The 12484-nt window shown below is 64.6% G+C and carries 15 protein-coding genes; 8 read left to right on the top strand and 7 right to left on the bottom strand.

The window, feature by feature from the left end; all coding sequences use genetic code 11:
- The first annotated feature begins 136 nt into the window (after positions 1 to 136).
- The gene (locus IVB32_RS22145) at positions 137 to 697 is read left to right on the top strand and encodes a carboxymuconolactone decarboxylase family protein (RefSeq protein WP_018452875.1); all 561 of its coding nucleotides are present in this window, start codon (positions 137 to 139) and stop codon (positions 695 to 697) included.
- A 111-nt stretch (positions 698 to 808) separates the two neighbouring features.
- Positions 809 to 1054, top strand: a complete 246-nt coding sequence (locus IVB32_RS22140) for a hypothetical protein (RefSeq protein ID WP_018452876.1) — start codon at positions 809 to 811, stop codon at positions 1052 to 1054.
- 48 nt (positions 1055 to 1102) lie between these two features.
- On the opposite strand, the gene IVB32_RS22135 is transcribed toward IVB32_RS22140, so the two are convergent.
- Entirely contained in the window at positions 1103 to 2038 is a 936-nt protein-coding gene (locus IVB32_RS22135) for an alpha/beta hydrolase (protein ID WP_018452877.1), read from the bottom strand.
- Positions 2039 to 2155: 117 nt separating this feature from the next.
- On the opposite strand from IVB32_RS22135, the gene IVB32_RS22130 reads away from it, so the two are divergent.
- Entirely contained in the window at positions 2156 to 3043 is an 888-nt protein-coding gene (locus IVB32_RS22130; RefSeq protein WP_018452878.1) for a branched-chain amino acid aminotransferase, read from the top strand.
- 69 nt (positions 3044 to 3112) lie between these two features.
- On the opposite strand, the gene phaR is transcribed toward IVB32_RS22130, so the two are convergent.
- Complete coding sequence (gene phaR / locus IVB32_RS22125; protein ID WP_018452879.1) at positions 3113 to 3709, bottom strand: polyhydroxyalkanoate synthesis repressor PhaR; 597 nt, start codon at positions 3707 to 3709, stop codon at positions 3113 to 3115.
- Between the two features lie 303 nt (positions 3710 to 4012).
- Between phaR and IVB32_RS22120 the strand changes: the two genes are divergently transcribed.
- The 3 genes from IVB32_RS22120 to IVB32_RS22110 all read left to right on the top strand — a co-directional run bounded on the left by IVB32_RS22120 (position 4013) and on the right by IVB32_RS22110 (position 7154).
- Entirely contained in the window at positions 4013 to 5191 is a 1179-nt protein-coding gene (locus IVB32_RS22120; protein WP_018452880.1) for an acetyl-CoA C-acetyltransferase, read from the top strand.
- A 240-nt stretch (positions 5192 to 5431) separates the two neighbouring features.
- Positions 5432 to 6157, top strand: coding sequence for an acetoacetyl-CoA reductase (gene phbB, locus IVB32_RS22115; RefSeq protein ID WP_018452881.1), 726 nt, complete (start codon positions 5432 to 5434; stop codon positions 6155 to 6157).
- 127 nt (positions 6158 to 6284) lie between these two features.
- A complete protein-coding gene (locus tag IVB32_RS22110) occupies positions 6285 to 7154 on the top strand; it encodes an EamA family transporter (RefSeq protein ID WP_018452882.1) in 870 nt (289 codons plus the stop codon).
- A gap of 34 nt (positions 7155 to 7188) precedes the next feature.
- Here IVB32_RS22110 and IVB32_RS22105 read toward each other — a convergent pair whose 3' ends face one another.
- Both IVB32_RS22105 and gloB read right to left on the bottom strand, forming a co-directional pair.
- Positions 7189 to 7611, bottom strand: coding sequence for a cupin domain-containing protein (locus IVB32_RS22105; protein WP_018452883.1), 423 nt, complete (start codon positions 7609 to 7611; stop codon positions 7189 to 7191).
- Positions 7612 to 7634: 23 nt separating this feature from the next.
- On the bottom strand, positions 7635 to 8402 hold the full coding sequence (gene gloB / locus IVB32_RS22100) for a hydroxyacylglutathione hydrolase (protein ID WP_018452884.1): 768 nt from the start codon (positions 8400 to 8402) through the stop codon (positions 7635 to 7637).
- A 109-nt stretch (positions 8403 to 8511) separates the two neighbouring features.
- On the opposite strand from gloB, the gene IVB32_RS22095 reads away from it, so the two are divergent.
- The gene (locus tag IVB32_RS22095; protein WP_007599158.1) at positions 8512 to 9258 is read left to right on the top strand and encodes a methyltransferase domain-containing protein; all 747 of its coding nucleotides are present in this window, start codon (positions 8512 to 8514) and stop codon (positions 9256 to 9258) included.
- 71 nt (positions 9259 to 9329) lie between these two features.
- On the opposite strand, the gene IVB32_RS22090 is transcribed toward IVB32_RS22095, so the two are convergent.
- A complete protein-coding gene (locus tag IVB32_RS22090) occupies positions 9330 to 10124 on the bottom strand; it encodes a DUF4167 domain-containing protein (protein WP_018452885.1) in 795 nt (264 codons plus the stop codon).
- A gap of 462 nt (positions 10125 to 10586) precedes the next feature.
- Complete coding sequence (gene prmC, locus IVB32_RS22085; protein WP_018452886.1) at positions 10587 to 11483, bottom strand: peptide chain release factor N(5)-glutamine methyltransferase; 897 nt, start codon at positions 11481 to 11483, stop codon at positions 10587 to 10589.
- Between the two features lie 89 nt (positions 11484 to 11572).
- Between prmC and IVB32_RS22080 the strand changes: the two genes are divergently transcribed.
- Positions 11573 to 11992, top strand: a complete 420-nt coding sequence (locus tag IVB32_RS22080) for an HIT family protein (RefSeq protein WP_018452887.1) — start codon at positions 11573 to 11575, stop codon at positions 11990 to 11992.
- On the opposite strand, the gene IVB32_RS22075 is transcribed toward IVB32_RS22080, so the two are convergent.
- The coding region (locus IVB32_RS22075; RefSeq protein ID WP_247411434.1) for an ATP-binding cassette domain-containing protein at positions 11989 to 12484 on the bottom strand (496 nt) is incomplete at its 5' end. The two genes, IVB32_RS22080 and IVB32_RS22075, sit on opposite strands and share 4 nt — an antisense overlap.

Raw genomic sequence — 12484 nt, 5'->3', positions numbered from 1 at the left:
GGGCGAGCCGCTGGTGCGGCCGGAAGCATCGTAACCGACGCCATCGGCTCGCCCCAAACCGAATGTCACGGCAACTTCACTTGCCTTGCGAGCGCCTGCGGGCGAGTTTCGCGGCTTCTTAACGAGGAGACCTGCCGTGCGCCTTCCCATTCTCGATCCGAAAGACCTGAGTGCCGAACAGAAGCCGCTCTATGACGACATGCGAGCGGGCATCAAGGACCACTTCAAGGGCTTTGTGAACATGCGCGACGACGGCGCGCTGCTCGGGCCCTGGAATCCATGGATCCGCGAGCCGCGCTTCGGCAAGCCTGTGTGGGAGCTGGTCAAGGCGATCGCGGCGAACCCGCTGCTGCCGGCTCCGGTGCGTGAGGTCGCGATCCTCGTCACCGGTTCGCATTTCCGCTCCGGCTACGAGCTCTATGCGCATGTGCTGGTTGCCGAGCAGCGCGGCCTCTCCGACGAGAAGCTCGCGACCATCGTCGCCGGACAGCGGCCGGTCGATCTCACCAAGCAGGAAGCCGTCACCTACGACGTGGCGTCCGCATTGGTCAGCGGCGGCGTGCTGCCGGAACTGACTTATCGGGCCGCGGTCAAGGAATTCGGCGAGCACGGTGCGGCCGAACTGTCCTATCTCGTCGGCGTTTACTGCATGGTGTCGGTCACGCTGAACACGTTCGACGTGCCGGTGCCGGACTGACCACACTGCCCCAGCTGCTGGACTGGACGGAAGCGTCACGGTACCCTGCCGCCGCCATGGCGATGCATTCGCCGGTCACGATCGAAGTGCAATGAAGAGGGAACGACAGCCATGGACACGTCACGCCGCATCCTGCTCGCCGGACTGGCGGGACTCGCCGTTGCGCCGACCGCCGCTGGAGCCGCGCCCTCGACCGCGGCCGATGATGTGACGGTCGCCGAAGAGCGCTTTGCGCGCATGATCGCAGCTGCGCATGCGCCCGAAATCACCTGCGCGCGACAGGCCGAGCGTTATGCGGATGCGCATTGGCCAAACTACGTCGCGGCGGCGCGTTCCGTCATCGGGGCAAGAGCGTGAGGCATTCTCTTTCCTCTCCCGTTGCGGGAGGCGGCAACACCAGGTGCTTCACGTCCCCACCGCCCGCCTGACCTGCTCACCGATCTGCGACAGCACGAGCTGCGCCTGCGGCAGAATTGCGCCCATGGCGTGGAAATTGTGGACCATGCCCTCGTGGCAGACGTGCTCGACCGTGACGCCCGCAGCGAGCAGCTTGCGGGCATAGGCATTGCCCTCGTCGCGCATCGGGTCGAACTCCGCGGTGTGAATGATGGCGGTCGGCAAGCCCGCAAGCCGTGTCGCGCGCAAGGGCGAGATGCGGGGATCGGCAGCGTCCAAGGCTTCGGGCAGATAGTCGGCGAGATCGGCTTCGATCGTGACGCGGTCGATCAGGTGGCCCTCGGCGAACGCCTCGCGCGAAGGCGAGGCCTCCTCGAAATCCAGCACCGGGCAGATCAGGCATTGCGCGACGATGGAAAGACCAGCTGTCTGCGCCGCCTCCTGACACACGATCGCAGCGAGCGTTGCACCGGCGGAATCGCCGCCGAGCACCAGACGCCCGGCGTCGATGCCGAGCGATGCGGCCTCGCGCGCCACCCATTCGGTGGCAGCAATCGCATCGTCCACGGCGGCGGGGAATTTGTGCTCTGGCGCCAGCCGGTAATCGACCGAGACGAGGCGGCAACCGGTCGCATGTGCCAACGCCGCCGCGATGCGGTCATGCGTGGCGATGCTGCCGGCAACGAGCCCGCCGCCGTGAAAGAACACGAAGCCGGGCGCGCGATCATCGGCGCCTGCGGGTGAATAGAGACGATAGGGCAGCGCGCCGCCGGGACCAGGCAGCACGCCGTCGGACGTCGGCACGTCAGGCGCATCGGCGCGCGCAAACTGCATCAGCTTTGCCAATGATTGCCGCCGTGCTTCCACGCTCGGCCGGCTCCGTGCCTGCGGCGCAGCCGCAGCCATCATGGTCAACAAGCGCTTTGCGAGCGGATCGAGCGGCATGGTGCTTCCTTTCCCCTCGCGGGAGGGTAACTCACCATTTTCCCGCAGGGAATCATTTAGAAATTGCGCCCAATAGTGGCGCTATAATGCGGCACCACGCCAAGGGAGAGGCCGGTCATGGCCGAGATCAAAAAGCCCATCGAATATTCGCCGAGCTGGACCTTCTTCGAGGGCAAATGGCACGACGGCAATGTGCCGATCATGGGCCCGCGCACGCATGCGGCCTGGCTCGGCTCGGTCGTGTTTGACGGCGCGCGGGCGTTCGAAGGCGTCGCGCCTGATCTCGACCGCCACGTCGCCCGCGCCAATCAATCCGCGATCAACTTTGGCCTGAAGCCGGTGGTCGATTCCGGAACCTGGATGACACTCGCAAACGAGGGCATCGCACGCTTCGCGCCGAATGCCGAGCTCTACGTTCGTCCGATGTACTGGGCGCGGAACGGCGCGGGCGGCGGCGTGCTGTTCGACCCCGAGACCACCGATTGGTGCCTGTGCATCTACGAGGCGCCGATGCCAAAGCCGGTCGGCAACGCGATCACGCTGTCGCCGTTCCGCAGGCCCACCGCCGAATGCGCCCCGGTTGAGGCCAAGGCCGCCTGTCTCTATCCGAACAATTCGCGCGCGCTTGCCGAGGCCGCCTCGCGCGGCTTCCAGAACGCGCTGATGCTCGACATGCTCGGCAACGTCGCGGAGTTCGGCAATTCCAACGTGTTCATGGCCAAGGACGGCGTGGTCTACACGCCGGTGCCGAACGGCACCTTCCTCAACGGCATCACCCGCCAGCGCGTCGTCAGCCTGCTTCGCGCCGACGGCGTCACCGTGGTCGAGAAGACGCTGCGTTACGCCGACTTCCTCGCCGCCGACGAGATCTTTTCGACCGGCAATTTCGCAAAAGTCGCGCCGGTGATCCGCATCGACGATCGCGAGCTGCAGCCGGGCCCGCTCTACACGCGCGCGCGCAAGCTCTATTGGGACTTTGCCCACGCAGTGAAGCTGGCGGCGTAGCTTCCCCACCTTCGCCGGTACGACGGCGGAGTTGTGGCAGCAAGGCGCGTTAGCGCGTGGCAGGAACCCCTACTCGTCCTTCTTCGACATCCGCTCGAGGCGTTCCTGCATGTCCTTCATCTGCTGGCGCAGATCGTCGATATTGCTGTCCTTTGGGGCTTCGGCGGCCGGCTCGGGCGCCGGCTCCGCGGAGCCCGCGGGGCGGGCTGCGCCGGGCGCGAAAGGCTTGAACATCGAGAAGGTCTGCTGGAACAGCTCCATGTTGCGGCGGACCTGTTCCTCCAGCGGCGCAAACGGGGTTCCCGACAGCGAGGTGGCGATCTGCTTGCGGAACTTCTCCTGCTCCTGAGTGAGCGAGGCGATGGCCTGCTCCAGATATTTCGGCACCACCATCTGCATGCTGTCGCCGTAGAAGCGGATCAGCTGGCGCAGGAAGGTGGTCGGGAGCAGGTTCTGGCCGGCCTTGTTCTCCTGCTCGAAGATGATCTGGGCAAGCACGGAGCGGGTGATGTCGTCGCCAGTCTTGGCGTCGTAAACCAGGAAATCTTCGCCATCCTTGACCATGGCGGCGAGGTCTTCCAGCGTCACGTAAGTGCTCGTCCCGGTGTTATAGAGCCGGCGGTTCGCGTATTTCTTGATCGTGGTGGGTTGGTCTGATTTCGCCATGGGCTCTCACTTGCAAGCGCGGAGAACGGGAACCTGACGGGCTATGCCGCAGGGCGGGAAGAGTACGCAACGCAACAAAATAAGCATTTTCAAAGGGGTCACGCTACCGTTTTGTGCGCCACGGTTAATCGGGCAGCAAAAACGTGCTTGCGAAAGCGCCAAGAACGCTATTTTGAATGCGCTGCGGGATGAATTCGGCCACCGGCCGATTGACATGCCTCAACGACGTTAACAGGATGCCGTCCGAGACTGGCGAGCCGTTTCCCCAGCCCCGTCTGCCCCCATTCAACCCAGGAGATGCCCATGTCAGACGATGTCGTCATCGTCAGCGCCGCCCGCACCCCGGTCGGAAGCTTCAACGGAGCGTTCGCAACCCTTCCCGCCCATGATCTCGGCGCCATTGCCATCAAGGCCGCGCTGGAGCGCGGCGGCATCGAGCCCGGCCGGGTCTCCGAAGTCATCATGGGCCAGATCCTGACCGCCGCCCAGGGCCAGAACCCGGCCCGTCAGGCTTCGATCAATGCCGGCATTCCGGTCGAGAGCCCGGCCTGGGGTGTCAACCAGCTCTGCGGCTCGGGCCTGCGCACCGTTGCGCTCGGCTATCAGGCGCTGCTCAACGGCGATTCCGAGATCGTGGTCGCCGGCGGCCAGGAATCCATGAGCATGGCTCCGCACGCCCAGTACCTGCGTGGCGGCGTCAAGATGGGTGCAGTCGAATTCATCGACACCATGATCAAGGACGGTCTGTGGGACGCCTTCAACGGCTATCACATGGGCAACACCGCCGAGAACGTCGCGCGGCAGTGGCAGATCACCCGCGCCCAGCAGGACGAGTTCGCGGTCGCCTCGCAGCAGAAGGCCGAGGCCGCGCAGAAGGCCGGTAAATTCAACGACGAAATCGTTCCCGTCACCATCAAGGGACGCAAGGGCGATGTCGTCGTCAGCGCCGACGAATATCCGCGCCATGGCGCAACGGTCGACGCGATGGCGAAGCTTCGTCCCGCCTTCGAGAAGGACGGCACGGTCACCGCGGGCTCGGCGTCCGGCATCAACGACGGCGCTGCTGCCGTGGTGCTGATGACCGCCAAGCAGGCCGCCAAGGAAGGCAAGAAGCCGCTCGCGCGCATCGTGTCCTGGGCGCAGGCGGGCGTCGATCCGAAGATCATGGGCTCGGGCCCGATCCCGGCCTCGCGTGCCGCGCTGAAGAAGGCCGGCTGGAACGTCGGCGATCTCGACCTGATCGAGGCCAACGAAGCCTTCGCTGCGCAAGCCTGTGCCGTCAACAAGGACCTCGGCTGGGATACCTCCAAGGTCAACGTCAACGGCGGCGCGATCGCGATCGGCCATCCGGTCGGTGCCTCCGGCGCCCGCGTGCTGGTGACGCTGCTCCACGAGATGCAGAAGCGCGATTCGAAGAAGGGCCTCGCCACGCTGTGCATCGGTGGCGGCATGGGTATCGCGATGTGTGTGGCGCGCGACTGAGATAGTTGACGCGTCATTTGCGCGTGCGCTGCACACGTGACTGAGTGCGTTGCACGCGATTAAAAAGGCAGCGGTTGCAAATCAAATATTCTTCGCAACCGTACAAGCCTCGACTAAAGAGAAACGCCCGGCTCGACGCCGGGCGTTTTGTTCTTGATGTCCGTCAAACGTCCCCCATAATCCGCACTTAAAAACGATCACTCAGAAACGTCCGAAGAGTCCAAGGGAAGGAAATACGATATGGCACGTGTTGCATTGGTGACGGGTGGTACGCGGGGCATCGGAGCTGCGATCAGCAAAGCGCTGAAGGCGGCCGGCTACAAGGTTGCGGCGAGTTATGCCGGCAACGACGCGGCGGCGGAGAAGTTCAAGGCCGAGACCGGCATCGCCGTCTACAAATGGGACGTCAGCAGTTTCGATGCATGCGCCGAGGGCGTGAAGAAGGTCGAGGCGGACGTCGGGCCGATCGACGTGCTCGTCAACAATGCCGGCATCACCCGCGACACCGCCTTCCACAAGATGACGCTCGAGCAGTGGAACGCCGTCATCAATACCAATCTCGGTTCGCTGTTCAACATGACGCGTCCCATCATTGAAGGCATGCGTGCGCGCAAGTTCGGCCGCATCATTTCGATCTCGTCGATCAACGGCCAAAAGGGACAGTTTGGCCAGGTCAACTATTCCGCGGCGAAGGCCGGTGACATCGGCTTCACCAAGGCACTTGCGCTCGAGAACGCCAAGGGCGGCATCACCGTCAACGCGATCTGCCCCGGCTACATCAACACCGAAATGGTGCAGGCAGTGCCAAAGGACGTCCTGGAAAAGAACGTGATCCCGCAGATCCCGGTTAACCGGCTCGGCGAACCGGAAGAGATCGCACGTGCGGTCGTGTTCCTGGCGGCGGACGAGGCCGGCTTCATGACCGGCTCGACGCTGACCATCAATGGCGGCCAATATCAGGCCTGATGGCGCCCATTCTCTTGGCGCAACGTCGCTGAGGCAAAATATGTAGCTTCAGTCGCGACAAGGCGATAGTGAGGACGAAAATGCCCGGCCTTGTGCCGGGCATAAACGTCCTCAGAGCCTTTGATCGATGACTCCCCGCACCGCAACGCTGATCGGATTGACCGCGATCCTGATGTGGTCGCTGCTGTCAGTGATGACGGTGGCGACCGGAAAGATCCCGGCATTCCAGCTGGCCGCGATGACGTTCGCGATCGGCGGGCTCGTCGGCCTGCTCACCTGGATCGGCCGCGGCGCAGCGGCCAAAAGCCTGCGTCAGCCGCTGGTCGTGTGGATCGTCGGTGTCGGCGGACTGTTCGGCTATCACGCGCTGTATTTCCTCGCGCTGCGCTTTGCGCCACCGGCTGAAGCCGGCCTGCTGAATTATCTGTGGCCGCTCCTGATCGTGCTGTTCTCGTCGTTTCTGCCGGGCGAGCGGCTTGCCGTGCATCACGTCGTTGGCGCCCTGCTCGGCCTCGTCGGCACCGTGCTGCTGTTCGCCGGTAACACCTCGGGCTTCACGCAGGGACAATTGCCGGGTTTGGCCGCGGCCTTCATCGCAGCGTTCGTGTGGGCGATCTATTCGGTGTTGTCGCGGCGACTGAAGGCGGTGCCGACCGATGCGGTCGCGGGATTCTGCCTCGCCACCGCGGTGCTCGCCGCGCTGATGCATGGACTGCTTGAAACCACGGTGTGGCCGGACACGACGCTGCAATGGCTCTCCGTCATCGCGCTCGGCATCGGTCCCGTCGGTGCTGCGTTCTACGCCTGGGACATCGGCATGAAGCGTGGCGACATCCGCGTGCTCGGCGCCGCCTCCTATGCGACGCCGCTGCTCTCGACCGGCTTCCTCATCGCCGCTGGCTTTGCCAATGCCAGCGCCAACATCACCATCGCCGCGATCCTGATCGCCGGCGGCGGCCTGATTGCGGCGAAGGACATGTTGCTGCGGAAGCGGTAGCATCATTGCCGGCGCAAGCCGAAGCGACAGGGCCTTAGGGCTCCCAGCCCTTCGGCGCGAGCTCGAACTTCGCGAACTCGAAGGCGGGCGCCACGGTGCAGCCGACCAGGGTCCACTCGCCGGTGGTCTCTGCCGTCTGCCACGCATCGGCCGGCACGATCGCCTGTGGCCGCTCGCCGTTCAACAGGTCCGTACCGAGCCGTACCTCGTGCTGGGAGCAGCCTTCGTGCGCTATCCGCAGGGTCAGCGGGCTGCCGGCGTAATAGTGCCAGCTCTCGACAGCATCGATGCGATGCCAGTGCGAACGCTCGCCGCGCGCCAGCAGAAAATAGATCAGGGTCGAGCGCGCGCGGCCGTTGGCGTCGGTGGTCTGGTCGCGAAACGTCTCTCGGTAATGCCCGCCTTCGGGATGCGGGCGGAGTTCGAGGCGCGCGATGATCTCGGCTGCGGTCGGCATCGATTCCCGTCAGGATCTGTTCTTCAAGACTTGTTCTTGCGCTCGCGCAGCTCGCCGAACACCGCGGTGGCATCCGCGCCCTTCATGTGCAGCCTGGCTGCGATCGAGGGTTCGTCGGCGCGCAGGAACACGTTTGTCCGCTTCTCGTCACCAAGCAGCGCGGGAATGGTCGGCTTGTTCTCGGCCCGCAGCCTCGCCACCTCCGCCGCGCGCGACTGCAGCGCCGCATTGTCGGGGTCGACGGTCAGCGCGAACTTGACGTTGGAGGCCGTGTATTCATGGCCGCAATAGAGCTTGAAGTCGTCGGGCAGGGCACGCAGCTTCAGAAGCGAATCCCACATCATCGGATAGGTGCCCTCGAACACGCGGCCGCAGCCGATCGAGAACAGCGTGTCGGCGGCGAACAGCGCTTTGTCGGTGTCGAACACATAGGAGATGTGGTCGAGCGTGTGGCCGGGCGTCTCCAGTACGCGCCCCAGCAAGCTGCCGACCCTGACGATTTCGGCATTGGCGACGCGCAGGTCGACGTCTGCGATCTCCGTCGTCTTGTCATGCGGCGCGACGACGCGGCAATTGTATTTCTGCTTGAGTTCGGCGACCCCGCCGACATGATCGCCATGATGATGGGTGATCAGAATGTCGGTGAGCTGCCACCCCTCGCGCTCGAGCGCCCTCACGATGGGGCCGGCCTCCGGCGCGTCGATCGACGCCGTCGCCTTGGTTTCCACATCGTGGATGAGGTAACCGAAATTGTCGTTTAAACAGGTGAAAGTACGAATTTCGGCGGCCATGTCATCTCCGATCGCGCTCAGCTCCGTCAGACAAATATGGCGTTAACGTTGCGCAGGCAATGCAATATTCCGCGCGCGGGGGCCGCCTCGTGCATGTTACATTGCGATCATGACCATTGATGTCGTCGACCTCCGCGAGTTCTACTCCCGTCGCCTCGGGATTGTGGCGCGGCAAATGATCAATCGCGGCATTCGGGAGCGCTGGCCGCGCGTCGATGGCCAGCGGGTGCTCGGCTTCGGCTATCCCACGCCCTATCTCGGGTTGTTCCGCGAGGACGCGGAGCGCTGCATCGCCTTCATGCCCTCGGCCCAGGGCGTCCTGAAATGGCCCACCGGACGGCCGGCGCTTGCCTCGCTGGTGGACGAGTTCTCGCTGCCGCTTCCCGACGCCGCGGTCGATCGCATCCTGCTGGTCCACGCACTGGAAATGTCGGACGATCCGGCCGCGCTGCTGCGCGAGGCATGGCGCGTGCTGTCGCCGTCCGGTCGCGTGATTGCGGTCATCCCGAACCGGCGCGGGGTGTGGACCCGCACCGACAGCACGCCGTTCGGTCACGGCCGGCCCTATTCGCGTTCGCAGATCACGGACCTGTTGCGCCAGACCTGGTTCACCCCGACCGCCTGGGGCGAGGCGCTGTTCATGCCGCCCTATGCCGGGGGCTGGGTGCTGAAATCCGCACAGATGTGGGAGCGGGCCGGCGCGGCGCTGTCGCTGCCCTTCGCCGGCGTGCACATCGTCGAGGCGACCAAGCAGGTCTACCGCGCGATCCCCGCCAAGCGCGAGCGGGCGCGGCTCATTCCATCACTGGCGAAGCCGGTGCTGGTACCATCCTCGACGACGGCGACGCGCGGCTAAAAACAAATCGTCCCGGACATGCCGGGACGATTCGGGTCAGGACATCTGGCGCAAGATGTCCGGCGAAAGGCTTACTCGCCGGGAGCCACTTCGTCGCTTGAGGCGGCCGGAGCGGCTTCGCGCTCGGGGCGCGGGCCATTCGGGCGGCGGCGCCGCCGCGGAAAGCGCTCGCCACCACCACCTTCGAAGCCGGCCTGGCCGGGCGCGCCACCGCTCACCTGCGGCTGCGGGCCGGTGATGAAGGAAGGCAAACGATCGACGCTGACGGCGTCGGCGACGACGGGCTGAGGCTGGTTCAGCGGTAGCGGTTGCGGCTGGGGCTGATATTGCGGCTGCGGACGATGGTCGCGTTCGCGATGCTCGCGCGGCTGCTGGTTGTCGCGCTGATAAGCATGGTTGTCGCGGGGCTGATGATCACGCGGCTGATGATCGCGCGGGCCGTCGCGGTCGCGGGTGAAGGGCGGCGGTGGCGGCTGTGGGACAAAACCCGGTTCCTGGCCGAAATTCGAGAAATTCTCGCCGTCGTCCTCGCCGTCGTCACCGCTGTTGTTGCTGATGGGCTCGTCGCCGCGCGGTTGCTGGTTCTGCCGGAACTGTTCCTGAGCCGTCGCGATCAGACGAAAATAATGCTCGGCATGCTGGTAGTAGTTCTCGGCCGCAACGGGGTCTCCGGAGGAGCGCGCGTCGCGCGCGAGCTGGAGATACTTTTCAGCAATATGCGAAGCCGTGCCGCGGATCTTGATGTCAGGTCCGTTGGACTCGTAGACCCGGGTCATCGGGTTCTGGCCGCGCCGGTTATTATTGTTGTTATTGTTATTATTATTGTTGCGGTTGCGCATCCGCTGCTTGTTCTGACCGTTTCTCATGTCCTGCCTTTAATTCCAGCCCTAAAGGTTGCACGCATTACTGATTGCCGAGAGTGACCTGATGACAGCGGTTCACATCGCTTGCGCGCAACCGCACGCAAGAGCGGATTGATCCCTGCCGATGTTCGTCGACCGTCGCGTTCAACAAAAGACGCGTTCCCCACCGCCAGCATCCATCGCCAGCGAACCCATTCATATCGCCTGCCGAAACAAGCCCTGCTTTGTTGCGTAAGTCTTCAAGCGCAATATCAGGCTTTCGTTCACGTTGCGGTCGGTAAGCAGCGCAGCTCAAATGGCCATCGCGCTCAACAGGACCTGCGGCTTGGAACCATTATCAGTAAGCTCTCGCCCGAGAGCCCGGCTTTCGCCCGTAGGTCTACGGGGCCGGCACCGATGTGTTGATAGGAAGGTAGTCGTTCCCAAGGGATATTCCAAGAGGTTTTTTGCAGCCCAATCCGGCTTTTATGGGGGCATTTTCCGGGCCGAAACCGCCCGTGGGATGCCCGCCAGATCGGCCTTGGGCGGCCTGTCCACGACCAACGCGGCAGCCGTCATCAAGGTTTCAATATTGCGGGCCTGGCCCTGTCCGGCCTCGACGATCAGTGCTCCGCCGGGAGCGAGACGTTCAGTCGCCTGCGGGATCAGGGCGCGATAGGCGTCGTAACCGTCATTGCCGCCGTCGAGCGCCAGGTGCGGATCGTGCTCGCGCACCTCGATGCTCAATTTCGGAATTTCGGCCGACGGGATATAGGGCGGATTCGACACGACGAGGTCGAACGGGCCGCGGAGCGCCGCTGCGTAGGAGCAGCCGACGAAGCTGGCGCGGTCGGCGAGGCCAAGAGCCGCGGCGTTGTCTCTGGCGGTCTTGAGCGCGGTCAGACTGAGATCGGTGCCGACGCCGACGGCGCCGGGAATTTCGTGCAGCAGCGCGAGCAGGATGGCGCCGGATCCGGTGCCGATATCGGCGATGCACGGGCGCCGTCCCGAATTCGTAAGCCCATGAAAGATCTCGAGCGCCAGTTCGACCACGGCCTCGGTATCCGGCCGCGGGACCAGCGTCGCCTCGGATAGCTGGAACGGCAGGCCCCAGAATTCCCGAGCGCCGAGAATGCGGGCGACGGGCTCATGCGCGAGCCGGCGCTGCGCATACGCTTCCAGCCGCGCAGCCTCTTCAGGCGCGAGTTGTCGGCCCGCCTGCGTCACCATCCCGGTCAGATCAAGCCTCAGCGCAGCTCCGACGAGCAGGCGCGCATCGAGGGCGGGCTGCTCGATGCCGGCCGATTGCAGCCGTGCCGCAAGCACGCGCCGCGCACTCTCGATGCTGTGTCCTGGATCGAAATCTGTCGCCAATGGAACCATCCTGCCTAGCATCGTGGATAGATCGGCTGGCTTGCTTGCGTCAATGAAAAGGAGCGCGTCAGATCGCGCCTCGCAACCAAGGAGGGTCCATGACGCCCTACGACGATCAGAACGTCTTCGCAAAGATCCTGCGTGGCGAGATCCCCTGTTTCGAGGTTTTCAGGGACGACCGTAGCCTCGCCTTCCTCGACATCATGCCGCGTTCGCCCGGGCACACGCTGGTCGTTCCCCGGGCGCCGGCACGCGGCATCCTCGACATCGCGGATGACGACCTCGCCGCGGTCGCCCGAACCGCCAAGCGGATCGCGATTGCCGCGATGAAGGCGTTCGACGCCGAGGGCATCATCCTTCAGCAGTTCAGCGAGCCGGCCAGCGGCCAGGTGGTCTTTCACCTGCACATGCACGTCATGCCGGTCAGGGCCGGAATCGAGCTGCTGCCGGCGCAGACGCGCAAGGAGGACACGGCGGTGCTCGCCGCTCACGCCAGGCGAATGATCGCCGCTCTCTAGACGCCGAGATAGCGCTGGAGCAGCTCCGGCTGGGCCTTGAGCTCCCGCGCCGGCCCTTCGTGCACGATATGTCCGTTGTTGATGATGTAGATCCGTGTCGCCAGCGCCAGCGTCGCCGCCAGGTTCTGCTCGACCAGCACGATGGTCTGGCCGGCGGCGGCGAGCTCGCGGCAGGCCTTGACCAGATCGTGGACGATGACGGGCGCGAGTCCCTCGAACGGCTCGTCCAGCAGCACGATCTTGGGATCACGCACGAGCGCCCGTGCGATCGCGAGCATCTGCTGTTCGCCCCCGGATAGCTCGGTGCCGCGGTTGTTGCGCCGCTGCTTCAGCCGCGGAAACATCTCGTAGATGCGATCGAGCGGCCAGCGTTTCGGCGCGGTGATGCCGGCGAGGACGATGTTTTCCTCCACCGACAGGCTGCCGAAAATGCGGCGTTCCTCGTGCACGAGCTGCATGCCGGCCTGCGCGATTCTGTGGCTCTTGCGCCCG

Source organism: Bradyrhizobium sp. 23 (assembly GCF_023073295.1).
In the GTDB taxonomy this organism is placed as follows: domain Bacteria; phylum Pseudomonadota; class Alphaproteobacteria; order Rhizobiales; family Xanthobacteraceae; genus Bradyrhizobium; species Bradyrhizobium canariense_D.
The sequence above is the reverse complement of the archived record's forward strand: the minus strand, read 5'-3'. Positions and strand labels throughout refer to the sequence as shown.